The organism is Paenibacillus rhizoryzae (genome assembly GCF_059686995.1).
This window is the reverse complement of sequence record NZ_JCAALT010000001.1, coordinates 485,943-509,998: the sequence shown is the minus strand read 5'-3', so window position 1 is coordinate 509,998 and position 24,056 is coordinate 485,943. Positions and strand designations below refer to the sequence as shown.

At 50.7% G+C, this 24,056-nt stretch carries 29 protein-coding genes; 10 read left to right on the top strand and 19 right to left on the bottom strand.

Features of this window, described 5'->3' with window-relative positions:
* Position 1: 1 nt before the first annotated feature.
* The gene (gene acsA / locus AC6ESO_RS02255; protein ID WP_497089978.1) at positions 2–1,726 is read right to left on the bottom strand and encodes an acetate--CoA ligase; all 1,725 of its coding nucleotides are present in this window, start codon (positions 1,724–1,726) and stop codon (positions 2–4) included.
* Positions 1,727–1,903: 177 nt separating this feature from the next.
* Between acsA and AC6ESO_RS02250 the strand changes: the two genes are divergently transcribed.
* Both AC6ESO_RS02250 and AC6ESO_RS02245 read left to right on the top strand, forming a co-directional pair.
* Complete coding sequence (locus tag AC6ESO_RS02250) at positions 1,904–2,536, top strand: GNAT family N-acetyltransferase (RefSeq protein ID WP_497089977.1); 633 nt, start codon at positions 1,904–1,906, stop codon at positions 2,534–2,536.
* A 41-nt stretch (positions 2,537–2,577) separates the two neighbouring features.
* Positions 2,578–3,756, top strand: coding sequence for an acetoin utilization protein AcuC (locus tag AC6ESO_RS02245; protein WP_497089976.1), 1,179 nt, complete (start codon positions 2,578–2,580; stop codon positions 3,754–3,756).
* A gap of 77 nt (positions 3,757–3,833) precedes the next feature.
* Here the strand turns inward: AC6ESO_RS02245 and AC6ESO_RS02240 are convergent, their stop codons facing one another.
* The 5 genes from AC6ESO_RS02240 to AC6ESO_RS02220 form a co-directional block, all read right to left on the bottom strand.
* Positions 3,834–4,538, bottom strand: a complete 705-nt coding sequence (locus AC6ESO_RS02240) for a 5'-methylthioadenosine/adenosylhomocysteine nucleosidase (RefSeq protein ID WP_497089975.1) — start codon at positions 4,536–4,538, stop codon at positions 3,834–3,836.
* A complete protein-coding gene (gene ccpA, locus AC6ESO_RS02235) occupies positions 4,538–5,542 on the bottom strand; it encodes a catabolite control protein A (protein ID WP_497089974.1) in 1,005 nt (334 codons plus the stop codon). Before ccpA ends, AC6ESO_RS02240 begins: the two co-directional genes overlap by 1 nt.
* Positions 5,543–5,613: 71 nt before the next feature.
* The gene (gene ytxJ / locus AC6ESO_RS02230) at positions 5,614–5,970 is read right to left on the bottom strand and encodes a bacillithiol system redox-active protein YtxJ (protein WP_497089973.1); all 357 of its coding nucleotides are present in this window, start codon (positions 5,968–5,970) and stop codon (positions 5,614–5,616) included.
* A 13-nt stretch (positions 5,971–5,983) separates the two neighbouring features.
* On the bottom strand, positions 5,984–6,409 hold the full coding sequence (locus AC6ESO_RS02225; protein ID WP_494817163.1) for a hypothetical protein: 426 nt from the start codon (positions 6,407–6,409) through the stop codon (positions 5,984–5,986).
* Positions 6,410–6,535: 126 nt separating this feature from the next.
* Positions 6,536–6,958 (bottom strand): VanZ family protein, encoded by a 423-nt coding sequence (locus AC6ESO_RS02220; protein WP_497089972.1) that lies wholly within the window; start codon positions 6,956–6,958, stop codon positions 6,536–6,538.
* A gap of 84 nt (positions 6,959–7,042) precedes the next feature.
* Here AC6ESO_RS02220 and AC6ESO_RS02215 point away from each other — a divergent pair, with 84 nt between their 5' ends.
* Complete coding sequence (locus AC6ESO_RS02215) at positions 7,043–7,567, top strand: type 1 glutamine amidotransferase domain-containing protein (protein ID WP_091215368.1); 525 nt, start codon at positions 7,043–7,045, stop codon at positions 7,565–7,567.
* Between the two features lie 105 nt (positions 7,568–7,672).
* Here the strand turns inward: AC6ESO_RS02215 and ptsP are convergent, their stop codons facing one another.
* The 5 genes from ptsP to AC6ESO_RS02190 all read right to left on the bottom strand — a co-directional run bounded on the left by ptsP (position 7,673) and on the right by AC6ESO_RS02190 (position 13,791).
* Positions 7,673–9,436 carry a phosphoenolpyruvate--protein phosphotransferase gene (gene ptsP / locus AC6ESO_RS02210; RefSeq protein ID WP_497089971.1) on the bottom strand — a complete coding sequence of 588 codons (1,764 nt, stop codon included), beginning with the start codon at positions 9,434–9,436 and terminating at the stop codon, positions 7,673–7,675.
* A complete protein-coding gene (locus AC6ESO_RS02205) occupies positions 9,433–11,316 on the bottom strand; it encodes a glucose PTS transporter subunit IIA (RefSeq protein WP_497089970.1) in 1,884 nt (627 codons plus the stop codon). The genes ptsP and AC6ESO_RS02205 overlap by 4 nt, the downstream gene beginning before the upstream one ends.
* Positions 11,317–11,451: 135 nt before the next feature.
* A complete protein-coding gene (locus AC6ESO_RS02200; protein ID WP_497089969.1) occupies positions 11,452–11,889 on the bottom strand; it encodes a CoA-binding protein in 438 nt (145 codons plus the stop codon).
* Between the two features lie 52 nt (positions 11,890–11,941).
* Positions 11,942–13,234: a 3-phosphoshikimate 1-carboxyvinyltransferase gene (aroA, locus tag AC6ESO_RS02195; RefSeq protein ID WP_497089968.1), complete on the bottom strand. Its 1,293-nt coding sequence runs from the start codon at positions 13,232–13,234 to the stop codon at positions 11,942–11,944.
* A gap of 29 nt (positions 13,235–13,263) precedes the next feature.
* Positions 13,264–13,791, bottom strand: coding sequence for a shikimate kinase (locus AC6ESO_RS02190; protein ID WP_497089967.1), 528 nt, complete (start codon positions 13,789–13,791; stop codon positions 13,264–13,266).
* 149 nt (positions 13,792–13,940) lie between these two features.
* Here AC6ESO_RS02190 and AC6ESO_RS02185 point away from each other — a divergent pair, with 149 nt between their 5' ends.
* Entirely contained in the window at positions 13,941–14,243 is a 303-nt protein-coding gene (locus AC6ESO_RS02185; RefSeq protein WP_210654459.1) for a hypothetical protein, read from the top strand.
* On the opposite strand, the gene gnd is transcribed toward AC6ESO_RS02185, so the two are convergent.
* From gnd to AC6ESO_RS02165, 4 genes are all read right to left on the bottom strand, one after another.
* On the bottom strand, positions 14,224–15,636 hold the full coding sequence (gene gnd / locus AC6ESO_RS02180) for an NADP-dependent phosphogluconate dehydrogenase (protein ID WP_497089966.1): 1,413 nt from the start codon (positions 15,634–15,636) through the stop codon (positions 14,224–14,226). The genes AC6ESO_RS02185 and gnd overlap by 20 nt on opposite strands.
* Positions 15,637–15,862: 226 nt before the next feature.
* On the bottom strand, positions 15,863–16,459 hold the full coding sequence (locus AC6ESO_RS02175; RefSeq protein ID WP_494817154.1) for a YkzI domain-containing protein: 597 nt from the start codon (positions 16,457–16,459) through the stop codon (positions 15,863–15,865).
* A 230-nt stretch (positions 16,460–16,689) separates the two neighbouring features.
* Positions 16,690–16,890 (bottom strand): hypothetical protein, encoded by a 201-nt coding sequence (locus tag AC6ESO_RS02170; protein ID WP_494817153.1) that lies wholly within the window; start codon positions 16,888–16,890, stop codon positions 16,690–16,692.
* A gap of 136 nt (positions 16,891–17,026) precedes the next feature.
* Positions 17,027–17,458 carry an Hsp20/alpha crystallin family protein gene (locus tag AC6ESO_RS02165; protein WP_497089965.1) on the bottom strand — a complete coding sequence of 144 codons (432 nt, stop codon included), beginning with the start codon at positions 17,456–17,458 and terminating at the stop codon, positions 17,027–17,029.
* A 189-nt stretch (positions 17,459–17,647) separates the two neighbouring features.
* Between AC6ESO_RS02165 and AC6ESO_RS02160 the strand changes: the two genes are divergently transcribed.
* From AC6ESO_RS02160 to AC6ESO_RS02135, 6 genes are all read left to right on the top strand, one after another.
* Entirely contained in the window at positions 17,648–17,884 is a 237-nt protein-coding gene (locus AC6ESO_RS02160) for a spore germination protein (protein ID WP_497089964.1), read from the top strand.
* On the top strand, positions 17,884–18,099 hold the full coding sequence (locus AC6ESO_RS02155) for a spore germination protein GerPB (protein ID WP_091215337.1): 216 nt from the start codon (positions 17,884–17,886) through the stop codon (positions 18,097–18,099). The genes AC6ESO_RS02160 and AC6ESO_RS02155 overlap by 1 nt, the downstream gene beginning before the upstream one ends.
* A 20-nt stretch (positions 18,100–18,119) precedes the next feature.
* Positions 18,120–18,881, top strand: a complete 762-nt coding sequence (gene gerPC, locus AC6ESO_RS02150; RefSeq protein WP_497089963.1) for a spore germination protein GerPC — start codon at positions 18,120–18,122, stop codon at positions 18,879–18,881.
* A 17-nt stretch (positions 18,882–18,898) separates the two neighbouring features.
* Positions 18,899–19,153: a spore germination protein GerPD gene (locus tag AC6ESO_RS02145; protein ID WP_497089962.1), complete on the top strand. Its 255-nt coding sequence runs from the start codon at positions 18,899–18,901 to the stop codon at positions 19,151–19,153.
* Positions 19,150–19,626 (top strand): spore germination protein GerPE, encoded by a 477-nt coding sequence (locus AC6ESO_RS02140; RefSeq protein ID WP_497089961.1) that lies wholly within the window; start codon positions 19,150–19,152, stop codon positions 19,624–19,626. The genes AC6ESO_RS02145 and AC6ESO_RS02140 overlap by 4 nt, the downstream gene beginning before the upstream one ends.
* A gap of 175 nt (positions 19,627–19,801) precedes the next feature.
* Positions 19,802–19,933, top strand: a complete 132-nt coding sequence (locus tag AC6ESO_RS02135) for a YjcZ family sporulation protein (RefSeq protein WP_218147095.1) — start codon at positions 19,802–19,804, stop codon at positions 19,931–19,933.
* A gap of 101 nt (positions 19,934–20,034) precedes the next feature.
* On the opposite strand, the gene AC6ESO_RS02130 is transcribed toward AC6ESO_RS02135, so the two are convergent.
* The 4 genes from AC6ESO_RS02130 to AC6ESO_RS02115 all read right to left on the bottom strand — a co-directional run bounded on the left by AC6ESO_RS02130 (position 20,035) and on the right by AC6ESO_RS02115 (position 24,045).
* The gene (locus tag AC6ESO_RS02130) at positions 20,035–20,475 is read right to left on the bottom strand and encodes a GyrI-like domain-containing protein (RefSeq protein WP_497090474.1); all 441 of its coding nucleotides are present in this window, start codon (positions 20,473–20,475) and stop codon (positions 20,035–20,037) included.
* Positions 20,476–20,641: 166 nt separating this feature from the next.
* Positions 20,642–22,561, bottom strand: coding sequence for a threonine--tRNA ligase (gene thrS, locus AC6ESO_RS02125; protein ID WP_497089960.1), 1,920 nt, complete (start codon positions 22,559–22,561; stop codon positions 20,642–20,644).
* A 375-nt stretch (positions 22,562–22,936) separates the two neighbouring features.
* Positions 22,937–23,776, bottom strand: a complete 840-nt coding sequence (locus AC6ESO_RS02120) for an MBL fold metallo-hydrolase (protein ID WP_497089959.1) — start codon at positions 23,774–23,776, stop codon at positions 22,937–22,939.
* Positions 23,770–24,045 carry a dihydrodiol dehydrogenase gene (locus AC6ESO_RS02115; RefSeq protein WP_497089958.1) on the bottom strand — a complete coding sequence of 92 codons (276 nt, stop codon included), beginning with the start codon at positions 24,043–24,045 and terminating at the stop codon, positions 23,770–23,772. Before AC6ESO_RS02115 ends, AC6ESO_RS02120 begins: the two co-directional genes overlap by 7 nt.
* Positions 24,046–24,056 lie beyond the last annotated feature (11 nt).

Sequence of the window (24,056 nt, the reverse complement as noted above, 5' to 3'; positions counted from 1 at the left end):
CTTAGTCTTCGATTGTCGACAGATCACCTGTCGGGAGGTTAAGCTCCCATGCCTTCAGTACGCGGCGCATGATCTTCCCGCTGCGCGTCTTCGGCAGTTTATCCTTGAACTCGATCTCGCGGGGCGCTGCATGAGCGGACAAGCCTTCTTTGACAAACTTGGCGATATCCGCCTTCAGTTCATCGGATGCCGTGTAGCCTTCGCGAAGAGCGACAAACGCTTTAATGATTTCACCGCGCATCGGATCCGGCTTACCGATAACACCGGCTTCGGCTACAGCCGGATGCTCGACGAGCTTGCTCTCAACCTCGAATGGACCTACTCGCTCGCCTGCTGTATTGATTACATCATCAATGCGGCCTTGGAACCAGAAGTAGCCATCTTCGTCTTGATAAGCGGAGTCTCCGGAGATGTACCAGCCCTCAATACGGAAGTACTCTTCGTATTTCGCCGGGTTGTTCCACACTTTGCGCATCATGGACGGCCAAGGTGTACGAATCGCCAAGTTCCCCATCCGGTATGGCGGAAGCTCGTTCCCGCTGTCATCGATGATTGCAGCTTGAACGCCCGGAATCGGTTTACCCATGGAACCTGGTTTAATATCCATGCTTGGATAGTTACAGATCAATTGTGCGCCGGTTTCTGTCATCCACCATGTATCATGGATACGCTGGTTGTAAACTTTAAGCCCCCAGCGTACAACCTCTGGGTTAAGCGGCTCGCCAACGCTAAGGACATGACGCAGGCTGGAGAGGTCGAATTTCTGAACGACGTCGTCCCCTGCACCCATAAGCATGCGGAATGCCGTAGGCGCGCTGTACCATACCGTAACTCCATATTTCTGGATCGTGGAGTACCAGTCCTGCGGGCTGAAACGTCCGCCGCGAATAACATTGGCTGCACCGTTAAGCCAAGGTGCGAAGATACCGTAAGAGGTTCCGGTAACCCAGCCCGGATCGGCTGTACACCAGTACACATCGTTCGGTTTCAAATCGAGTACAACTTTTCCTGTGAAGTAGTGCTGAATCATCGCATTATGAACATGGAAAATACCTTTAGGTTTACCTGTGGAGCCCGATGTATAGTGAAGCAGAAGGCCATCTTCGCGATCAAGCCATTCAATCTCAGCTTCATCAGCCGCCTTCGCCATCTCTTCTTTGAAATCAACGATGCCGTCCCCTGCCTCGAAGCCTTCACCATAAACGACGATATGCTTCAAATCCGGCAATTCGCCGCGCGGAATGCGCGAGAGCAATGCAGGTGTCGTTACAATTGCAGTTGCACCGCTGTCAAGCAAGCGGTCTCTGACGGCCGTTTCCATGAACGCTTCGAATAGAGGGCCGACAACCGCGCCGACTTTAAGCGAGCCAAGCAGGCTGAAATAAAGCTCAGGCGTACGCGGCATAAAAATAAATACCCGCTCGCCCTTCCCGATTCCGAGTCCGCGCAGTACATTGGCAAAACGGTTCGACTGACTGGACAGCTCTTGGAACGTATACGATTCGTCTCTATTGTTATCGCTGTAGTAGAGTGCGACATTGCCGCCCCGTCCCGCTGCTACATGACGATCGATCGCTTCGTAGGCCATATTGACCTTGCCCGTTTCAGACCATGAAAACTGTTGTTCAAGCTGTTCAAAACTAAAGTTACCATATGTTTCATCGTAGCTTGTCATGTTGGAGCCGGATGCCGTAGCCGGAATCCGTTCTTGATGCATGTTAGTCATTCTTTCATCATCCTCCTGCCCATTGTGCAACATTTTCTAGCGAGGTCGGCCTCCGTAACGGCTTCCTCTTAGGAATACGCTTACATATTATATCACGCTGGGCCTCGTTCAACCATGCTTTTCAACCCGTCTTTTTTTTGCTATAAGTAGAATAGAACGCGAAAGGAGCCAACATCATTGGAACATCGCAAAAGGATGCAGGCGCAGCGATTGCCTTATCATGATCGAGAAATCGTCCTGGAAGGGCCTTTGCCCGCGGGTGCATTGAAACGGCTTAAGCTTCATCCGCAGTTGGATGCATTTCGCAGACCGGAAGAACAAATGAAAGCACTCATCGAGATTGCCGAGCTGCCGGAGGGACGGATTATTGCCGCTCGCGATGGCGAAATTATAGTCGGGTACGTCACCTTCCACTATCCGGATGAGCTGGAACGCTGGTCCGAAGGCGGAATGATTGATCTCATCGAACTTGGTGCGGTAGAAGTGTCCGATGATTATCGTTCGCTTGGACTTGGTAAACGGATGATTCGTCTAGCATTCTCACAAGAACAGCTAGAGAACGTGATCGTATATACGACGGAATATTATTGGCATTGGGATTTGGAAGGCACGAAGCTGAGCGTCTGGGAATATCGCGCCATGATGGAGAAGCTGATGAAATCCGTCGAAATGGAATGGGTAGCAACCGATGACCCGGAAATATGCGCCCATCCCGCGAATTGTTTAATGGTCAGAATCGGTAAGGAAGTACCTATCAGCTCCATCGAGCAATTCGACCGTGTCCGTTTCAGGCAGCGGTTTATGTATTAGTGATGCTGCAGCAAGCGGCGGAAAGGAAGATCGGACGCATCATGGCGGATAAAACCGTATACATACATCATCCCGAGGCAGGACGGTATAAATTCAATAAAGACCACCCGTTCGACCCGATTCGTTTAACGCTTACGCATGATTTACTGAACTCCGTAAACGCGATCGAAGCTTCATATTACGTCGCTTCTCAGACAGCATCAGACGAGCTCCTCGCGCTTGTTCACCGTGCGGATTACATTGACGCCGTACGCGAGCTAAGCCGCGACACGCCGGCTCCTGAAGCCGTCAAACGAGCAGCTCAATATGGACTGGATTCAGAAGACACGCCTTTCTTCCCGGGGATGCATGAAGCAGCATCTGCAATCGTAGGCGGTTCCGTCCTTGCCGCTGATCTGGTGATGCAAGGAGAAGCGGATCACGCCTATCATATGGCGGGCGGACTACATCATGCTTTTCCTGAGCGGGGATCCGGCTTCTGCGTCTACAACGATGCAGCAATCGCGATCGCGCATATTCGCAAACAGTATGGCGCACGTGTCCTATATATCGATACGGATGTCCATCACGGAGACGGGGTTCAGTGGACATTTTACGCCGATCCTGACGTCTGCACGTATTCGATTCACGAGACCGGTAAGTTTCTATTCCCCGGCACCGGCTTCGTCCATGAACGAGGCATCGATGCCGGCTATGGCACGAGCATTAATGTTCCGGTCGATCCCTATACGGAAGACGAATCTTGGCTTGCTTGCTTTCGTGAAACCGTTGCCAAAGCTGCTGAGGTGTTTAAACCGGATGTTATCATCAGTCAACATGGCTGTGACGCCCATGCCTATGACCCGCTCTCGCACATTCACTGCAGCATGCGCATTTATCAAGAAATGCCTGCCATTATCCATCAATTAGCGCATTCCTATACAGCAGGCAAGTGGGTTGCAATCGGAGGCGGCGGCTACGACCTCTGGCGCGTCGTTCCACGGGCGTGGGCACTTGTCTGGCTAGAGATGTCCGATCACCCGCTTACAGCCGCCCTGCGCGATTCTGACGCGAATGAGCCGCTGCCAGCAGAGTGGCTGGACAAATGGGCCAAGCAAAGCAGCGATCCCTTGCCAACGCATTGGCTGGATCCTGTGAAGGACTGGGAGCCTATGCCGCGCAGACAAGAGATCGAGGCACGCAATAAAGCGACTGCGGAGCTTGCACTCTCGCAGCTATAACAAAAAGGCAGTTCCCTTGACCTCCCCCATTCGTGCGCGGGAAAATCATGCGGAACTGCCTTTTTAACATGCACCAATTAGATGTGCTGAATCATTTCGTCAATAATGCGGTGCGAATTGACCGATGCTTGAACCGTAAATTCTGCAAAGTTTACATGTGCGGAACCATCTGCTTTGTCGGACATGGAACGAATGACAACAAACGGAATGTTATTCATTACGCATACCTGCGCAAGGGAAGCACCTTCCATCTCTGTACAAGCGCCGCCAAGCTCTTCATGCAGCTTCAGCACTTCGGCACGATCCGCGACAAATTGATCGCCGGACAGTACTTTGCCTTTCACGCTGCGCCCCGGGAACAGGGACTCGCATGCATTGTTCGCAAGTTCTACGAGGTCAGCTGCAGCTTGAAACTCCCACACATCCTGAAACGGAATTTGACCGCGTGCGAAACCAAGCGGCGTACAATCCATATCATGCTGCAGACACGAAGTCGAAACGACAATGTCGCCAACATTTAAGCTAGGCTCAACAGCACCGGCAACGCCTGTGAATAATACGCAATCCACGCCTGCATCAATGAGCAGCTGTGTACATACGGCAGCATTCACTTTACCTACACCGGATTTGCAGAACACGACGTTGCGGCCGTGCAGCATACCCTCAACATATTCAATCCCTGCTTTCACAAACGAGCCTGTCTTCTCGACATGCTTATGCAGCAGATCGATCTCTTCAACCATTGCACCCATGATGCCAATCTTGTTATACAAAGCTGTCATTATTTACTCCCTACCGACTGACGGTTCACGATTTCATGCGGAAGCACAACCCGAGGGTTCTCTACGGCTTCCTTCTTCATTAGCTTCGTAAGCAAACGCATCGAAACGGCACCGATGTCATACATCGGCTGAGCGACTGCTGTAAGCTGCGGTCTAACCATGGATGCCATGCGGCTGTTATCCACGCTGATGACCGAGATTTGATCCGGCACTTTAAGTCCCGCATCTTGAATGCAGTGAATGGCACCGATAGCCATTTCATCTGTTGCGGAGAATACGGCTGTCGGAACCGTTTCCAGCTCCAAGAAATATTTCATTGCATCTACGCCGGATTCATAGCGATAGTTACCGATCCGTACAAGTGTTTCATCGTAAGGCAAGCCGGCTGTTTCAAGCGCGCGTTTGTAGCCTTGGAAACGGGCATAACCGTTCGATGGATCCTGCAGCGTGCCGCAAATCATCGCGATGCGCGTATGTCCGCTCTTTATAAGCGTTTGAACGGCATCAAAAGCAGCGCCTTCGTGATCGATATCAACCGAAGGAATCGTTCCATTCTCGTCTGTCGTTGCACAGAGCACGATCGGCACGTTAGCTGTCTTGAAAGCTTGCAAATGCTCGTCCGTTACAGCGCCGCCCATGAACAGCAAACCATCCACCTGCTTCTCAAGCAAGGTGTTAATGACGCGAATCTCTTTATCTTTCTTCTTATCGGCATTACACAAAATAATATTGTAGTGATACATATTAGCAATATCTTCGATGCCCCGCGCTACTTCAGCAAAGATTGCATTCGAGATATCCGGAATAACCACGCCTACGGTCGTTGTTTTCTTACTTGCCAGGCCGCGCGCTACAGCATTTGGACGATAGCCAAGACGTTCGATGGCTTCAAATACTTTCTTCCGTGTCTGAGGCTTAACGTTTGGATTGTTATTGACAACCCGCGACACTGTCGCCATGGAAACGCCTGCTTCTCTTGCTACATCATAAATGGTTACCGTCACAGTCCTTCTCTCCATTAGTTCAAATTTTTATCTCGCGCCGCATTACTTTACCGTAATGATACGACAAAATATTACTTTTCGCAATGAGTACCGAGATGCTCGTCTAATGTTGAGTAGGTAATGCGCCAGTGAGATGCATGCCAGGACACCTTGCCATCGATCACTAATATAAGCTGAGGCGACTCGTGTTTGAGGCTGAGTTTCTCTGAAATGAGGGTTGAAAGCGGACGATTGTCCGGCACTAAAACCATCACCGGCCGGAGTGAAAGCGTTATCGCATCTTCCAACCAGTTTGATAATTCGTCATACGCACCGCTGCTGATCGAGCAGCTGGTACTATGTTTAAACACTAGCAAAGGCTGTTGGAAAGAACCATTGTACGCTTCTTCCCACTGCGCTTCGGTTGTCATCGGAGGGGGCAGCTTCATTCCCTCACTCCCTTCAGGTTCGGCTTCCGTACTGCAGCATGCTACGGCTCAATTGAGCCAGCCGCTTATGTATTTCAGCAGTCCAAGCTTCGTCGCCTGCAGCTTGTGCCACAGCAAACAAATCCAGAAGCATATCGATCCTCTCTTCCGTCATGCGCCGCATTATAACGGGATCGGTCAGCTTACGATCGTGATAAGCCTCTACCAACAAATTTGCCCATTCATTCCATTCGTTAAACAAGAACGTCTGCTTTACTGGATGAGCGCCTAGTTTGCCGATTAAACCGGTCAAATCCGGTTTCACTTCCGGAAACACTTCGCTGCGGTTACACGACTTGCATGAGTAGATTGGAACATTATCGATTTCAACCTTATTCGAATAAATAACGGTACGCAGCTTCATTGGCATGTCGTCGCCGCAAGAACAGCGCTTTTGCAAAGTGGTCCACTCCTTCTCTTAAACAGCAGCAACACCGCACATTGTTAAATAGGTGCTGCTCGACGTTAAAGATATTCGACCATATGCAAAAAAAGTCCTGCTTCTAAGCGAGTTGTAATTTTTGCATCATTCGGATAAGGCAACCAGTCTGCGCCACAGCTTATTCACTATGGGAATCGCAACGACAGCAACGGCAAGAGCCGCACCGATCCCGTCATGCCGAAGATCCGCGATATCCGGCGTTCGTCCGGAAACGAATGATTGGTGATACTCATCTGTAACGCCATATAGCATACAAAGGAGCACGATCACCACTTTGAAAATCCATTTCTCTGCTCGACGGGCGAATCCGTAATCCAGTGCCAATGCAAGCACAAAATAAGCTATAAAATGTCCCCAATCGAAGCTGGTCATCTGCGGAAACAGCTCCTGGAACCAAGGAAGAAACGTATTCAACTGATCGTTCGTACGTGAGGAAAGCAGAAAAATGGTTGCCATAATCATGACCGCCGGGAGGAATCGAAGCCATCCCTTTGCCGTTTGCTTCATACTATCACCTTCGTTACAATGGATAAGAGCTTTATGAATCTAGTAAACGCAAATTACAACGCAACTGCTAAAGGAGGAAAACAGGTGTCCTTACAAGGAAAAACAATTATTTGCCTGCTCGACGACGAGTTCGAGGATTTGGAGCTATGGTATCCCGTTTACCGTGTCCGCGAGGAGGGTGCAACCGTCCTGTTCGCAGGTCCTGAGAAAGGCCGCACTCATATTGGAAAATACGGCGTTCCTGCTACGGCCGACTTGTCTTTCGACGAAGTCGACGGCAGCAAGATCGATGGTCTGCTCGTACCCGGGGGTTGGGCCCCGGACAAGCTCCGCCGCTACCCGAAGGTACTGCAGCTTGTGAAAGAAATGGATACGGCACAGAAGCCGATCGGTCAGATCTGCCACGCCGGCTGGGTGCTGATCTCTGCGAAGATCCTGCAAGGCCGCAAGGTTACATCTACACCGGGCATTCGCGATGATATGGAGAATGCTGGGGCAACTTGGATCGATGAGCCGGTCGTAGTAGACGGTCACATCGTATCGTCACGTCGCCCGCCGGATCTGCCGCCTTACGCGAAAGCCTTCGTTGACGCGCTTCGCGGCAACTGATTCACGTACGCCGGAAATCTCGGGCAGTTACCGTACCGTCCGATAATAGATGATGCAGAAGAAGGGCGGCAACCCAAGGGTTGCCGCCCTTCTCTATGTTCGAGCTTACACTTGCTTCGTCACAGCCGACCGTTCACGAGCAGCTGCAAGTGGTACATCCTGCGAAACTGCCAGCAGCTCATGAATTTGAGCACTCGTTCGGCAGCGGAGCAGCTCATCAAACAATGCCCGGCATTCCTGCTGCTTCAAGGAAAGCAGCCGTTCCTTAACAGGCAATATCGCATGTGCGGACATACTCAGTTCGTCGACATCAAGAGCAAGCCAGATCGGCAGCGCATGCAGATCGCCTGCCATTTCGCCGCATACCCCTACGTGGATACCGCTGCGTTTGGCCGCTTCAATCGTAAGCTTCAGCATTCGCAGCACCGCCGGGTGATACGGCTCATAGAGATGAGAAATCTGCTCGTTCATCCGATCGACGGCGAGTGTAAACTGTACCAAATCGTTCGTTCCGATGCTGAAGAAGTCGACTTCCTCGGCAAGAATATCTGCGATTAGCACAGCAGCGGGAAGCTCGATCATAATACCGACTTCGATATTTTCATTAAAGCCGATTCCTTCCGCCTTCAATTCCGCCTTGCACTCTTCCAGCAGCGCATTTGCGGCGCTCACCTCTTCGACCGAAGAGATGAGCGGATACATGATCTTCACGTTTCCGTAGTGGCTTGCCCGAAGGATCGCTCTTAATTGTGTTTTGAACAAATCCTTCTTGTCGAGACAGATCCGGATGGCCCGATAACCCAGAAACGGATTGCTCTCTTCAGGGAGCTCGAAATAATCCAGCTGCTTATCGCCGCCGATATCCAGCGTACGAATAATAAGCGGCTTATGATCCAGCTTCTCTGCCACGGAGCGGTACACATCATACTGCTCATCTTCCCTCGGAAGCCGGTTGCGGTCCATATAGAGAAACTCCGTCCGAAACAACCCGACGCCATTGGTTCCGCTGCTTAATGCGACATCCAGCTCCTTCAGCGAACTGATATTGGCACTAAGCTCGAATTCCTTCCCGTCCTGTGTAACCGGCTTTACGCTGACAATCCGTTTGAGCTGCTGCTTCTTCTCCCGTTGACGAAGCTGCATGCCTGTATAATGATCGACAAGCGAGTCCTCGGGATGCATATGAACAACGCCGAGGTCCCCATCGATAATGAGCATATCGCCGGTTTGGATCGTCTCTTCAAGCTTGGATTCTATGCCCACAACAAGCGGAACACCAAGCGCCCTTGCCATAATCGAGGAATGCGAGGTCGTGCTTCCAGCCAACGTTGCGATACCAAGCACATGATTGGGGTTCAAATGCGCCAGCTGCGACGGTGAAAGTTCTCTGGCGATGAGCAGGAAAGGCTGCGTATCGGAAGGAAGCGTAATTTCCGGTGCGCCAAGCAGATGCTTGAGCAGCCGGTTCCCTACGTCCTTGATATCCAGCGCGCGTTCTTTCATATACTCGTCATCCAATAGATCGAACATCGTTACAAAATGGTCAATGGCTTCTTTCACTGCCACTTCCGCTGCTTTATATTGACGCTGAATGATGCCTTGGATCTCGTTCATAAAGACCGGATCATCCAATATCGCCAGATGGGCATCGAATATGCTCGTTTCCTCAGGTCCGACAACCTCGCGCAGTTCATCCTTCAAATGCTCGATTTCGACTTTAGAGGTGCGAATGCCTTCATATAATCGATCAAACTCGCGCGCCAGATCAGCGACATCGATTTTCTGCTCCGGCAAATCCCATTCCCAGTTCGGCAGCACGAACGCTTTGCCGATTGCGATGCCGGATGATGCTCCAATACCTTGAATCACGCTGTTTCCCCTCCACCGCTTCTCTCTTTTAGCACAACTGACATGACGGAAGCCTGACCCTTTTTAACCCCTTTAAACGGAGCGAAGCTCCAAGAACTGACCAAATCAGAGTTTGTAATCACCATCGGAGTCGCGAGAGACTTACTCCCTTTACGTATTTTCTGCATATCGAAGGTGATGAGCAATTGCCCCGGTTTCACCTGATCCCCTTCTTGGACGACAGCATGGAAGCCATGTCCTTTCATCTGAGAGGTATCGATCCCGATGTGCAGCAGCACTTCAAGCCCTTCCTGCGTGCGAATACCTATGGCATGCATGGATGGATACACATGAATGATTTTCCCTTGAACCGGAGAGACGAGTTCCCCCTTATCAGGCATGAAGGCTACACCATCGCCAACAAGCTTTCCTGCAAAAATCGGATCCGGCACTTCGGAGAGCGGCATCATCCGTCCTTGAACAGGGGAACAAAACAGAACCCTAGATATATCCCTTCGTATCGCTTTGTCCATTTCCTCCCGTATTAGCTCGGAATAGGTACCGAATACGATCTGGACATTGCCTCCGCCAAGCCGGATGACGCCTGCTGCGCCTAGATGTTTGAGAGCGTTAATGTCGACCAGCTTATCGCTGGAAACCTTCAAACGAAGCCGGGTGATACAAGCTTCCATTTGCACGATATTTTCTTTGCCGCCGATGGCTTGCAGGATGAGCGGTGCACGATAAGGAATATCCCCTGCCCACTCGTCAAGCTGTGAACCTTCTTCCCGCCCAGGCGTTGGAATTTGGAAGCGCTGGATCGCCCATCGGAATAAGAAATAATAAAGCAAACCGAACAAAATGCCGATCGGGATGAGCAGCCAGCCTCTGGTGGCCAGATGCTCATTAATGAGGAAGTCGATCGCTCCTGCTGAGAACGAGAAGCCATGCCGGATGCCAAGCTCGTATGTAACCCACATCATCGCGCCTGAGAGAAGCGCGTGGACAACGAATAAATAAGGTGCAACAAACAGAAACGCGAATTCGATTGGCTCTGTCACGCCGGTTAAGAATGAAGCAAGCGCCGCGGTCGTAAACGTTTTGCGTATTTTCGGTTTTAAATCCTCGCGCGCCTCATGAATAATGGCAAACGCGATTGCTGGCAGCGCGAACATCATCGTCGGATACAAGCCGGCCATAAATCCGCCAGCCGTAGGATCGCCTGCGAAGAAGCGCGGCAAATCTCCGAAAACAACAGTACCTTCAGGCGTGCTATAGCCCCCGACTTGAAACCAGAAGACGTGGCTGACCAAATGGTGCAGCCCGAACACGACTAGAATGCGAAGCACGAAGCCGAACAGAAACACGCCGAAGCCGCCGCCGGAATCGATAATTTCCCCAAGCTCGATTAGAGCACTATGAATATAAGGTGCGAGCTGCACCATAATAATGGCCCATATGGTGGAGAATACACTCACAATGAGCGGAATAAACCTCGGCCCGCCAAAGAATTGGATATATTCCGGAAACTTGATCGACTTGAATCGTTCATTAAAGATACTGGTCACGATCCCGATTATTACGCCTGTAAATACCGTCGGCTCCAGCTCATAATGACTCGCATTAATAATGCTCGTATATATAAACATGCCGGCAATAGCGGCTAAACCTGCCGCGCCTGCATTGCTTGTCATCCCCATTGCGATGCCAAATGCAAATAAATAGGGCAGGAACGTAAACAGCGTATTCCCTGCGGTTAGCAGATGCGTGTGGATGCTGGGAAGTCCCATCGCTTCCCAAGGCAAAGCGCTCAAACTTAGGAATATGGCTGCGCCGGGCAGTACAATCGTCGGAAGCATGAATGAACGGCCAAGCTGCTGCAGATGCCCCATTATGTTCATAGGTTCCCCCCTCTCTTGAATATGACATTTCCCAAAAAAACCTCTACTCCTGATCGTAAGGGTTGAAACCGTCTTTGTCAAAATAAAACGGCAGACCCCATGGTCCGCCGCTCCATTCGATTATGAGCCAAACATTTATGCTTTGCGCTTTCCTTGCGGCAGCAAGATGGAGTCCTCTACTTTGATGCAGCGATCCATAATGACCCGCAGTCCGCCGCGCTCCGCGATTGCCGCTGCTTCATCGTTTGCGATGCCGAGCTGCAGCCATAAGGTCTTCGCACCAATGGCGACTGCTTCTTCCGCGACAGGAGGCGTATGCTCGCTGCGACGGAAGACGTTTACGACGTCAACCGGAAACGGAATATCCTTAAGCGAAGCGTAATTCTTCTCACCGAGAATCGTTTCTGCCCCCGCAGGGTTGACGGGAACGATGCGGTAGCCTTTCGCCTGCATCGCTTCCGAAACCATATACGAGGTACGATCCGGTTTATCGGATAAACCGACTACCGCGATAACCGAGCTTGCTTCCAGAATTCCTTTGATTTCATCTCTTGAAGGATTAGTAAAGGCCATGTGTATACCTTCCCTTCTAACATTCGTTTTCTTAGCTTAGACTGCCAATTTCCTACTCAATCCATTCGACATTCGCGCCGAGTGCTTTCAAATGATCAAAGAAGATCGGGTAAGACTTCGCCACATGATGGGCGTCACGAATACGAAGCGGTTGTTTGGCACGCAGACCAACGACAGTAAGAGCCATAATAACGCGGTGATCGTAATGCGCATTGATTTCCACGCCGCCCTCTACGCCTTCCGGACGACCGTGGACGATAATCTCGCTCTGGCGCTCTTCGACGTTTGCGCCTGCTTTGCGCAGCTCGTTCAAGTAATCTGTAATGCGGTCGCACTCTTTGTAGCGGAGGTTCTCGACATCATAGAATCGGGAGGTGCCCTCTGCGAATACCGCTGCGGCAACCATAGCAAGCACCGCATCCGTCGCTTTATCGCCATCAAATTCAACGGCTTTCAGCTTGCCGTTTCCTTTCACATGAACGATGCCGTTCTCGTGCGTCAGTGGTACTTCCATTATACGCAGCACGTCAACAATCGCGCGTTCGCCTTGCTTGCTGTTCTCTTCCAAGCGATGAAGGATAACATCGGATTGCGTAACCGCAGCAGCTGCAAGTACAGCAGCAGAGCCCGGATAGTCGCCTTGTACAACGTATTTCTTCGCTTCATAACGTTGTCCGCCTGCGACGCGATAGTGCATCAGGTCTTCGCTTGCTTCAATCACGATGCCTGCTTGCGCAAGAACTTCAAGCGTTTGTCCCACAACAACCTTGGATTTCAGGTCGTGAAGCACTTCAATCTCGCTGTCTTCCTCAAGAAGCGGCGTCAAGAACAGCAGCGCGCTGAGGAACTGCGAGCTCACGTTCCCGGATACTTGAATTTTGCCGCCTTTGGCTGCGCCGCCGCGAATGGTGATCGGCAGTCGGCCGTTATTATGTTGTACATCAACGCCGATTTGGCCAAGCGCATCGATCAGATCATCATGCGGGCGTTTGCCCAAGGAATCCGGGTAACGATTAATAAACGTAACATCCGGAGCGAGGGCAGTAATCGCCATCAGGAAACGGAGCACAGCTCCTGCATTTCCTACATCAAGCTCTTTCACGTCTTTGGGATTGCGACCAAAGCCTGTAATCGTAATTTTCTCGTCATCTTCTTCAATAACGGCGCCAAGATCGCGAATACAACGGCGCATAGCGTCACTGTCTTCACTATGTGCGGGGTAATAAATCGTGCTGGTGCCTTCTGCCAGAGCGGCAACAAGCAGGTAACGTGTTGTATAGTTCTTGGAAGATAGCGCTTGAAGCTCGCCTTGCAGCTTCGGCGTTGGGGTTACGAGTACATCCATCTTTAGTCGGTCTCCTTTATATGTAAGTGTTAGAAACGCCTCTTGATGCCGTGCTCAATTTGCTCCACAACCTGCTCTACGCTGAGATTCGTCGTATCAACCGTCAAATGGGCAAACGCATACGCATGCTTCCGGTCTTCGAGCAGTTTATATACACGCTCGCGCACATCGCCTTGAAGCAGCGGACGTGCGGGATCTTCGCTCACGCGGGCAATAATATGCTCCGGATCTGCAGTTAAAGCAACTACGATGCTATCTTGAAGCATCATGGAACGGTTGCGCTCCGACAAGACTGCGCCGCCGCCGGTCGCAATCACGAGAGGCTTCGAACTACCCAGCACTTCTGCGAGAGCAGCTGTCTCTGCAAGCCTAAACTCCACCTCGCCCCGCTCGGCGAAAATGTCCGCAATCGCCTGGCCCTCACGCCGGACAATCTCGGCGTCAATATCGGCCGTTCCGCATTTCAGAAGCTCTGCTAACAGCTTGCAGACCGTCGACTTGCCGGTTCCCATAAAGCCGATGAGGACGACATGATGAAGCGGTTGTTCCTTATGCATGGCTAAACACCTTCCCAACCTGAACGTTAACAAAAAAACATTTTCCAGTGATTATATCATTATTACAGATTAACGGGTATAAAAAATTGGTTTCTTCCGTAGAGTTGATAGTACCGATTCCTACAAATTCATAAAGGAGTGACCTCGATATGGCTCCAATCCCCGAGCCTTTCTCCGCACAGTACCGCGTGGACAGAATCTTTAATCCCGATTATCCGCTTTCCCGTGAAGATGTGCTGTGGACCCTAGAGTATATGAAAAAGAAAATGGCTGACGAAGCGCCTGAATTACTCAGTCTTCCCCAGCCACTCTTATTAAAAAAATTTCAAAGCTTTGCAGAAGCTTCGTTATTCCTGCTCAAGCAGCAGCGCAGCGGATGCGGCCAAGAGTCCGACCGTCTGAGAAGCTGCTTACAGGATGTAATAACGGGTCTTACGATTGAATCCAATTGAAGTGGAATGATCCTTCTTTGTCCACACGCTTGAACGTGTGTGCGCCGAAGTAGTCGCGCTGCGCTTGAAGCAGGTTCGCAGGCAGACGCTCTGTGCGGTAGCTGTCGTAGTAGGACAGCGCGCTCGAGAATGCCGGTACCGGAATCCCTTGCGTTACTGCAGTTGCGATTACTTCGCGCCATGCGCCTTGGTACGATTCCACGATTTCTTTGAAGTGGTCATCAAGAAGTAGGTTAGTCAAACCTGGGTTTTTGTCATACGCATCTTTGATGTTTTGCAGGAAGCCCGCACGGATAATGCAGCCGCCGCGGAAAATCATCGCGATGTCGCCGTAACGCAGGTTCCAGCCGTACTCGTCGCTTGCTGCGCGCATCTGTGCGAAGCCTTGCGCGTACGAGCAAATTTTACTTGCGAACAATGCTTTACGAACTGCTTCGATGAAAGCTGCTTTGTCGCCTTGGTAAGGAGCCGATTGAGGTCCTTTCAGCAATTTGCTTGCTGCTACGCGCTCGTCTTTAAGTGCAGACAAGAAACGGGAGAAGACGGATTCTGTAATAATGGACAACGGCACGCCAAGATCAAGTGCGCTTTGGCTTGTCCATTTACCGGTACCCTTCTGTCCAGCGGAGTCAAGGATAACATCAACCATAGGCTGTTTCGTTTCCGGATCGTATTTGGAGAAAATATCTGCTGTAATTTCGATTAGGTAGCTGTCAAGCTCCCCTTTGTTCCACTCGGTGAAGATCGATTGCAATTCTTCTGTGCTTACGCCCAAAACGCGGTTAAGCAGGTCGTATGCTTCGCAGATCAATTGCATATCGCCATACTCGATACCGTTGTGCACCATTTTCACGTAGTGGCCGGCACCGTCCGGTCCGATGTATGTGCAGCATGCGTCGCCGCCAACTTTCGCGGAAATCGCTGTAAGAATAGGCTCAACAAGTTTATAAGCAGACTCTTGACCGCCAGGCATGATGGACGGTCCTTTCAGTGCGCCTTCTTCGCCACCGGAAACGCCTGTGCCGATGAAACGAAGACCGCGTGCTTCCAGCGCTTTACTGCGGCGCTGTGTATCAGGGAAATAAGCGTTGCCGCCGTCGATAATAATATCGCCTTCATCCAGAAGCGGAACAAGTGCATCAATAGTTGCATCTGTGCCTGCGCCGGCTTGAACCATGATAAGAATTTTACGAGGTACTTCAAGCGATGCTACAAATTCCTCGACAGTATATGTACCGACAAGGTTTTTGCCAGCCGATTCGCTCAAGAGATCGTCTGTTTTCTCACGGGAACGGTTATAAACCGATACCGTAAATCCTCTGCTCTCAATATTAAGTGCAAGGTTCTTACCCATTACGGCAAGACCGATAACGCCGATTTGCTGCTTAGACATTTGATTCTCCACACCTTTTCTCTGTTATAGTAATGACACAGTACGGCGAAGCAAGTACCTTCGCTTGCGGATACAATGATCCTATTTTACTCCTTTTAACCGGGAATGAAAACCTTCTTCATCAGAAAAATGTCGATTCCCACCTATATATTACCACACAAACAAAATAAACCCCCGGTTTGCTAGCACCCCGGAGGTTTATTTCCTATCTTTAATCTTGGTTATTTCAAAGCTCAAGCTGTATCATCTCAGTTCTAAGGGATTGCAGTCTTTCCTTGGACTGCGACATGTCTTCTTCTCGCCCTTCCGTGATCGCTTCATGGAGGACCGAAAGCTCATAATCAAGCTCATACCGTAGCACTGACGCTCGCTCCTCAGCCCTTTTCGACTGAAACGCCTGAATGACTTCCTCTACCGTAACAAATGGTTTTTTCTGATAGATGATGCGATGTTCCATGCCGGACACCTCCACAAGTCGAATGATTTCACCAAACATAATGCTTTCAATGACAATTTGCCTGTCTTTGAACCGTTTGACAACTGCATGACCGCGGGAATCGTTAATCAGCTTCTCCAATAAATCCGACAACTTCTCATCCTTGATTAGATAATCACCGACGATTTTGTATCGGTTGCGAACACGTTGAAACCGAAGCTTCACAAGCTTGCGCCCGCTGCGTACCGAGATGAGAAAATAGACGTCCGTTTCGCTCCAATAAAGCGAATATCCCTCCTGGATCAAATCCCGAATGAGATTTTGGATTTGCCGCCTGTCGAAACGCAGCTCCAAATTGCAGTATTCAACTTCATAACTTTTGTTCATCGGCAATCCCTCCCTTCGTTTGGCTTCATTGACGAAATGTTCTGAATATTCTCTCATATGATTATCTTATACTCCATCTTATGTTCTGGCAACTTGGATTATTGACTATTTTTCGCCTTTTCGAGCCCAAATGGACAAACAAACTTTTTTACGCAAAAAGGCTGCCCCAGACTTGGTGATCAAGTCGCTGGGACAGCCTGCTTTGTACAATTATGCCACCTATTTTCAGATCAGACAAACCATTGTTTCAAAATAATTCCGAATGAAATCGCACTGACAACGGCCCCGGCAAAGCTGTATACGCCGGCGCGAATTCGCTGCTCGAACATCTTCACGATGCCGAAGCTGAGCAATCCAAATATCAGCATAATAAACACCGCGCCTGTAATAAACAAGGCCGCAGATATGGCACTAACGTCAACCAGAGTCACTAATAACACTCCCTATGCAAGTCTATACTTGCATTATAGCCAAGCCCGTGACGTATAGCCAGCAGGGGAACATAGGAAGATCGAACAAATTCGTGACATTTATATGGTGAAAGGGCTGCTCTTATAAAGCTGATTGCTATAGCCCATGGATTGTTGCTGTATGCACGCGTTTGCTTGGCGGACGTTTACGGAGCTTAATCTTGAGCACTGCCCCATCATACACGGCATGGCAGGAACGTGGCAGCACAAGCTTCGGCAGTTTAATGCTTTCATCGCTCTTGCCGGCTATTCCGCTTAGCTTCACGCGATCTTCCTTCACAACCAGACGAATGGCAGATAAATCTGCCGATTCTCCGAGCGGATACGTAACGATTACATATCTCTTGGTTTCTACAATATTAGATGAAGTAGGATTCAGCGCCGAGGTTGCTGCCGGCAGTGCTTTGTTCATCATGCCGCGAACGTAATTCTCGATCCAGTCGGATTGGCGGAAGATGTCGAACCCTTTGGGCAGCTGCTGGCCATCCATCCAATCCTCAAGTTCTTCCCACTTTGATTTCGATGACATGCAAGCGCACCTCCGCCTAACGCCGTTATAGCAACTAGTTTATGCGGGCAGCTTTATAGGCGCTACTGCCGAATGGCGATTTCCAATCAAACGGCAAGGACGCATGTGCCACAAAGTCACATCTAGGCGTTTGCCGCATACGATGTAACAAATGCTCGCTGAACACCAGTCTAGGGAGAGTGAGATGTCATGCCCGCTATTGTTGGCTTTGTCAAAGTAATCAGTGTCGGCTCCAGCGCTGTCGTTCAATTCGGTGATTCCGTTCAAATCTCTCCGTCCAGCTCATCCAAAACGTATGCAGGATCCGGCTCGTTCCTCACTGGCGGTTTGACTAACTCGAACAACGCTGTCAGTGCGACGAATACGAATGATCCGGATGTCCAAGACAATACGAATAATGAAGTTGCTACCGGAGTGAACATCTAATGCAGCTTACTGTTCATCAAACGATTACGATCCACCAGCTTCGTGTGGACAGCGTAGCAAACTCCTCCGTCCTGCAGGTTGGGACGGCTGGAGCGATTTCCTCCCTCTCGCAAATGTACAACTCCGGGGGATTTAAAGAACCGGCACCTATGCTAAACGAAGAGCTCAGCACGGAGAATCCGCTGAACTTCGTTCCGCTGCCAAATCCGAATTAACAAGGAGGTGCCCCGAGCGTATGCAACCGGCAAACACACCGCCTACTCCTTGGCAACTATGGAACGCGTTTAACCAGCATTTTCAAAAGCTGCAATGTCAGCTCGATGAGCAGCAGGCTGTGATTACCCGGCTTAGCAAACAGCTCGAGGCGCTGAATGTTCGCTTGGATGCCGCGGAGTCCAAGCCAAGCTATCATATCGATACGATCCAATATCATTTCGACCAATTAAAAGTCGAGAAGCTCGATGGTACGCTGAACATCGGGCTGCAGCCGCCTAGCGAAGAACAAATTAAAGAGATCGGCCAAATTGTCATGCCGAATGGGAACAGCACGGTTGTCGTCAACGATCCCGGCCATAAGCCGAATAACGACAATCCGCCTGTGAATAACCTCAAGCCCAACGTATTTCCCGCACATCCTACTGCTGGCGGACCGAGCAGTGTGTTACCCGATTCCCCCTATCCGGAAATCCGCTTAGTGATTGATCGGTACCTGGATCAGAATGCCCTGCAGCAGCTCAGTGAGCTTGAAGCCGAGCTAGGCATTTCGCTCGATCCCTTTCACCGCAAACTCATCATCGAGGATATTCGCAAACAAATGAGCGCGAGAATACAATTCTATATTCAAGCCGCGGAACGTGAGGGAAAAGGCAGCAGTTCCTCATCTGAAGGGGGCAATACGCTTAGCGATGCGCAAATCCAAGAGGCTATCATCGGGAAGACGACGCGCGACATCCATGCCGCGCTCCGCAGCTACTTGACCCGATTGCAAAACTCATAAGAAGGAGCCGCCTATCTATGCAGATGCATGTAGTGAACCATGTGCTCGCTGTCGGCAGCATTCAACTCACCGGCGTCGCGAGCGCATCGATACTTCAAATCGGCGATACCGAGGAGATTACGCTCATCTCCATGTTCGATACGCCGCCGGAGTCGGTAATCGTCGGCCCGATTGCACCGCTTGACGAACCGCAAGGTGCAAGCCGCGCGGAAGGCGAAGCCGATGTGTTCAAGAAAGAAACGCTTGAGAAGCTGGAGGAGCTGGGGTTATGAGAAACAATCCCCCGCTTCCGGCTGACAGCGAAGAAATATCGGACTACCCCGTACGCGTATCAGAGTTAGGCGGATTGTACTTAACGAGTGTAGGCGGTGCTTCGGTTGTGCAAATCGGCGATCGGGCAGAGGTCAATGCTTCTCTTCGAGCGCTAGCCGTTCAACGCGCTGCCGATCATGCCGAATCAGGCAAAGTGTATTTCGAATCTTATTCCATCTTCGATCGTGCGACACCGAGCTGGGACCCGCTTGGAATTACAACGGATGACGTGCCTACTTTCATTCGGACAACCAACCTCAAGCCTACCATCAGTGTCGGCTGTATCGAAATCATAGCCGTCAGCAGCGCCGCCAATGTGCTGATCGGCAACGGTCTGAAGATGCGGGCGGAATCCAGGGTCAAACATATTCGCCAATATGCCCGCTCGATGCCGACCCGCTCCTCCCTTGCATCACCTCCAAACCAATGTTAATGTAGGCGGCTGCCATGCAAGGCCGTTTCCCCCTCGGAGCCACTGCTTTCCCAATTGGGCGAATGCGTAATTACGAATGGACCCCGTACAAACGTCCAATCGATTCCGTCTCAAAGGCATATATTACAAATGTGATATGAAACATCACAAATTAACCACTCAGGAGGTATGTACAGTGGGATATATGCAAGGTGTAGGCGGCGCAGGAGTCGGTTGCGGTGGCGGACCAGGCCTTTGGACTAGTGCAGGCGTAATTCTTGTACTTTATATTTTGCTCGTAATCGTTCTTCGCGGCGGCTTCTTATGATCTCGATTTCCCAATAAACAAAAACCGGTCTTGCCTTCGGGCAAGACCGGTTTTTGCATTTATCGTGACTTCGCAGACCGTACTAGGTGCTTGTAAACTCGCTATAACAACGGAAGGTAAACATCCACCTCGGAAGGCCATAACGGATTATGCACCTGATAAACCTCAAGTGCCAGCCCCCGCTTATTGTTGCTTAAGCCTTTTGCCTTGATATAGGCGTGAAGAAGCTCGTAAGGGTCACCTTGATCGACACGGACTTTTACATAACGCTGCGAGGGAATCGTGAACCCGATCATTCCTTCAGGAGCTGCCGGAAGTGAGCGAACCTCCATACAGGATAAATACGTGAACAGCTGATCGCTGACGAACGAAGGACAAACGTAAGAACCGGCGTCCACAAGGTTCTTGATCTCGAATCGGCGGGCGATAAAAGCTTTCAAGTGCTGCTCGACCCGCTTCGGATCGTGATTAGCAAAGACGGACGTGATCGCCATCCCTACATAATGCCGTTCGGGAAGCGTGACTTCCTGTATATCATCCATTGAACTCACAGCAGAATACCCCCATTCAAGAGATAAGCCGAGACCTTCCAATCTTTGGTGTTCAGCAATAGACTAGCTTCCCGCAAACGCTCCGTCAAGCTTATTTTCGCCGGCCCGATGGTCTTCTCCATACACAAATCACACAACGCCTAGCCCGAGCCACACCTTACTTCTTCGAAGCCATTTCTTCGCTCAGCCGGGAGATCAATACGTCAATTGGCATGGAGCCGATATCGCCATGCCCGCGCTGCCTTACCGCAACCGTGTTTGAACTGCGCTCCGCTTCTCCCAGCACCAGCATATACGGAACTTTCTCGAGCTGCGCTTCGCGAATCTTATAGCCCAGCTTCTCGCTGCGAATATCCACCTCTACTCGGATACCGGATTGTTCGAGCTTCCGTTTCAGTTCATAGCCATAGTCTTGATCAATCCCCGAGACCGGTATCACCTTCACCTGAACCGGCGCCAGCCACAGCGGGAACGCTCCGGCATAATGCTCAGTCAAGATGCCGATGAAACGGTCAATCGATCCATAGACCGCTCTGTGGATGACGATCGGGCGATGCTTTTGTCCATCCTCTCCGATGTACGACAAATCGAACTTCTCCGGCATTTGAAAATCAAGCTGTATTGTCGCGCACTGCCAGCTTCTCTTCAGCGCATCGAGAATATGGAAATCAATCTTCGGCCCATAGAATGCGCCGTCTCCCTCATTTACGCGATAGGCAATTCCGCGATTGTCCAGCACCTGTGCCAGCGCGGCTTCCGCTTGGTTCCACAGCTCCGGCTCCCCCATTGAATCCTCCGGCCGCGTGGAGAGCTCAATCCGGTAATCGAAACCGAACACGGCATATATGTCATCGATGAGCGATATAACGCGGCCAATCTCCTCTTCAATTTGATCCGGTCTCACGAAGAGATGGGCATCATCCTGGCAGAATGTCCGTACACGCATCATGCCGTTCAGAGCGCCGGAGTACTCATGGCGATGTACTTGACCGAATTCGGAGATTCGCATCGGCAGCTCGCGATAGGAATGCAGGCTGTTTTTGTAAATTAACATATGACCCGGACAGTTCATGGGCTTGAGTGCAAACGCAGTCTCATCCACTTTAGTGAAGTACATATCGTCTTTGTAGTGGTCCCAATGCCCCGATTGCTCCCACAGCCGTTGGTTCAGCATAAGCGGAGTCCGCACCTCGTCATAATCGCGCTCCCGCTGCAGCTCCCGCGAGAATTGTTCCAGCTCATTACGAATTGTCATTCCTTTAGGCAGATAGAACGGCATGCCAGGCGCTTCTTCCGAGAACATGAATAGCCCGAGCTCCTTGCCTAACTTGCGATGATCCCGTTTCTTCGCTTCCTCAAGCATACTCAGATGCTCTTCGAGATGCGCTTTCTTCGGAAACGCCGTGCCGTAAATCCGCTGAAGCACCGCATTCTCGGCATCTCCCCGCCAGTAAGCGCCTGCTACGGATAACAGCTTAAACGCCTTGATCCGGCCAGTGGATGGCAAATGGGGGCCGCGGCATAAATCCGAGAATTCCCCTTGCTCATAGATCGAAATCTCTGCCGATTCCGGGAGATCACGAATCAATTCCACTTTCAGGGACTCGCCTTGTGCTTCAAAAAAAGCAAGTGCATTCTCCCGATCAACCACTCGCCGGACAATCGGCAGATTCTGCTGCACGATACGTTCCATTTCTTTCTCAATGGCGAGCAGGTCAGCAGGTGTAAGCGGATGCTCAATCGCGACATCGTAATAAAATCCGTCTTCGATAACCGGCCCTACACCCAGCTGCACTGCCTCAACGCCGTAAATCCGCTTCATCGCTTGCGCCATCAGATGAGCTGTGCTGTGTCGTAGAACGGACACTCCGGCATCGCCATCGAGTGTAATCATCTCCACCGCGCAATCCCCTTCAAGCCGATAACTTAAATCGACCTCTTTACCGTTCACCTTGCCTGCCACCGCGTTCTTCCCCAGCGCCGAACTGATGGCCTTTGCCACATCAGCTACTGATACGCCCTCCTCGAAGCTCCTTACACCGCCGTCTTGCAGCTTTACTTTAATCCCATTCTCCACGAGTCTTCCTCCATTCGGATTATTGAACGCAAAAAAACGCACATGTCCCAAGGGACGAGTGCGTTCAGACTCGTGGTTCCACCCTAATTCGACCCAGCCGATCGCGATCAGTCGCGGGGTCCTTCTTAGCATCCGGTAACGGGGATTAATCGGTGCCATTTACAACCGCGACACAGAATCGACGGGTTCAATGTTACGGCTGCAAAGGGGTAACTCCACATCTCAAGGCAGAAGGAGCTTGCAGCAATCGCTCCTCTCTCTGTGCAGCCTGACGTATGGGAATCATGTCTTTGGTCCTCGCCTGCTATGTTGCTGTGTTCCATATTATAGAGTCCATCCGAACAAAGTTCAAGAGGTATCCGCATAATTTTCAGATTATTGCAAATTAGGCAACAAGTTATGTTCCGTCGCAAGCAGTACCCTATTCGCCTCATGGCGCTTCCGGAACCCGATCTTGTACCGATAGTCTTGCAGATCCATAAAAGCCTCAAACCGACTCGATGCCTCTCTCAGCTCAAGCTGCTCTTCGCACAGCATCAGATAATCCTCTGAAACTTCGACCCGATGCATGATTTCATCCTGATCGGACGTGATACTGCCATGACTTGGGAGCAATAGCAGATTGGGGACCGACCCAGCATAAGCTGCGATTTTGTCCAATGTGATCCGGTATGTGGAGAAGGTGTCAAATACAAAGGGGAATTCGATATCCGACACATAATCACCGGTAATAAGAGCTCCGACAGGTTCAACGAAACACATCAATCCGTCGCTATTATGTCCATAGGCCGTGCGGAAGGTCAGTACCGTTTCGCCAATGAAGAGCTGATCGCCATCTTGTTCGATGACATGGTCCACTCGCGGAAATACAATGTTGTACGGCCGGCTAATATAGAACTCATCATCCAATCGCTCGACAACCGATACTCGCTCCGCCTTATCCGGGTGATTGGCAAAAGCCGTCCCCGCTATGACCTTGCAATCCGTGAAAGAGCCATAACCGACAATATGGTCAAAATCAGAGTGGGTAAAAAACAGATACAGCGGCCGATCGCCCTTCACTGCATCCACATGCTTCCGAATAGCCGCAAGCTCCGAAGGCAAATAATTCGGATCTACGATCAAGACAAGATCCATCGTCTCGATGACAAAGCAGTTCGTCTGATAGAGCTCACTTTGAAATACAGAAACCGCATCCGATTGATACGTTAGCATGACTCGCTTCCCTCCTTACAACCACTTTTCACGCCGGCCGACTGTTCTTCCGCACCAAACGGATACGGTTCTAGCGGCGTCTGCAGCAGCGAAGAATACATATCCGCATGCTGCCACGTCAAGCTCTCCAGTGACAACGGATCAAGGCTTACTTGCAGGCCGAGCCCATTGGAGATAATCTCCAGCCGCTCCCCGTTTCGCGTTCTAATCTTACGAACCGTCACACTGGCAAACTCATTGGCAATTCGAATCTCCTGTTCTGCCGACATCCTGCCACCCC

Excerpts from the sequence above, each read along its gene's own strand:
- acsA (WP_497089978.1), bottom strand. The coding sequence starts at position 1,726 with ATGACTAACATGCATCAAGAACGGATTCCGGCTACGGCATCCGGCTCC.
- AC6ESO_RS02245 (WP_497089976.1), top strand. The coding sequence starts at position 2,578 with ATGGCGGATAAAACCGTATACATACATCATCCCGAGGCAGGACGGTAT.
- AC6ESO_RS02240 (WP_497089975.1), bottom strand. The coding sequence starts at position 4,538 with ATGACAGCTTTGTATAACAAGATTGGCATCATGGGTGCAATGGTTGAA.
- ytxJ (WP_497089973.1), bottom strand. The coding sequence starts at position 5,970 with ATGAAGCTGCCCCCTCCGATGACAACCGAAGCGCAGTGGGAAGAAGCG.
- AC6ESO_RS02220 (WP_497089972.1), bottom strand. The coding sequence starts at position 6,958 with ATGAAGCAAACGGCAAAGGGATGGCTTCGATTCCTCCCGGCGGTCATG.
- AC6ESO_RS02205 (WP_497089970.1), bottom strand. The coding sequence starts at position 11,316 with ATGAACATAATGGGGCATCTGCAGCAGCTTGGCCGTTCATTCATGCTT.
- AC6ESO_RS02200 (WP_497089969.1), bottom strand. The coding sequence starts at position 11,889 with ATGGCCTTTACTAATCCTTCAAGAGATGAAATCAAAGGAATTCTGGAA.
- aroA (WP_497089968.1), bottom strand. The coding sequence starts at position 13,234 with ATGGATGTACTCGTAACCCCAACGCCGAAGCTGCAAGGCGAGCTTCAA.
- AC6ESO_RS02190 (WP_497089967.1), bottom strand. The coding sequence starts at position 13,791 with ATGCATAAGGAACAACCGCTTCATCATGTCGTCCTCATCGGCTTTATG.
- AC6ESO_RS02185 (WP_210654459.1), top strand. The coding sequence starts at position 13,941 with ATGGCTCCAATCCCCGAGCCTTTCTCCGCACAGTACCGCGTGGACAGA.
- gnd (WP_497089966.1), bottom strand. The coding sequence starts at position 15,636 with ATGTCTAAGCAGCAAATCGGCGTTATCGGTCTTGCCGTAATGGGTAAG.
- AC6ESO_RS02175 (WP_494817154.1), bottom strand. The coding sequence starts at position 16,459 with ATGAACAAAAGTTATGAAGTTGAATACTGCAATTTGGAGCTGCGTTTC.
- AC6ESO_RS02165 (WP_497089965.1), bottom strand. The coding sequence starts at position 17,458 with ATGTCATCGAAATCAAAGTGGGAAGAACTTGAGGATTGGATGGATGGC.
- AC6ESO_RS02160 (WP_497089964.1), top strand. The coding sequence starts at position 17,648 with ATGCCCGCTATTGTTGGCTTTGTCAAAGTAATCAGTGTCGGCTCCAGC.
- AC6ESO_RS02155 (WP_091215337.1), top strand. The coding sequence starts at position 17,884 with ATGCAGCTTACTGTTCATCAAACGATTACGATCCACCAGCTTCGTGTG.
- gerPC (WP_497089963.1), top strand. The coding sequence starts at position 18,120 with ATGCAACCGGCAAACACACCGCCTACTCCTTGGCAACTATGGAACGCG.
- AC6ESO_RS02145 (WP_497089962.1), top strand. The coding sequence starts at position 18,899 with ATGCAGATGCATGTAGTGAACCATGTGCTCGCTGTCGGCAGCATTCAA.
- AC6ESO_RS02140 (WP_497089961.1), top strand. The coding sequence starts at position 19,150 with ATGAGAAACAATCCCCCGCTTCCGGCTGACAGCGAAGAAATATCGGAC.
- AC6ESO_RS02130 (WP_497090474.1), bottom strand. The coding sequence starts at position 20,475 with ATGGATGATATACAGGAAGTCACGCTTCCCGAACGGCATTATGTAGGG.
- AC6ESO_RS02120 (WP_497089959.1), bottom strand. The coding sequence starts at position 23,776 with ATGCTAACGTATCAATCGGATGCGGTTTCTGTATTTCAAAGTGAGCTC.
- AC6ESO_RS02115 (WP_497089958.1), bottom strand. The coding sequence starts at position 24,045 with ATGTCGGCAGAACAGGAGATTCGAATTGCCAATGAGTTTGCCAGTGTG.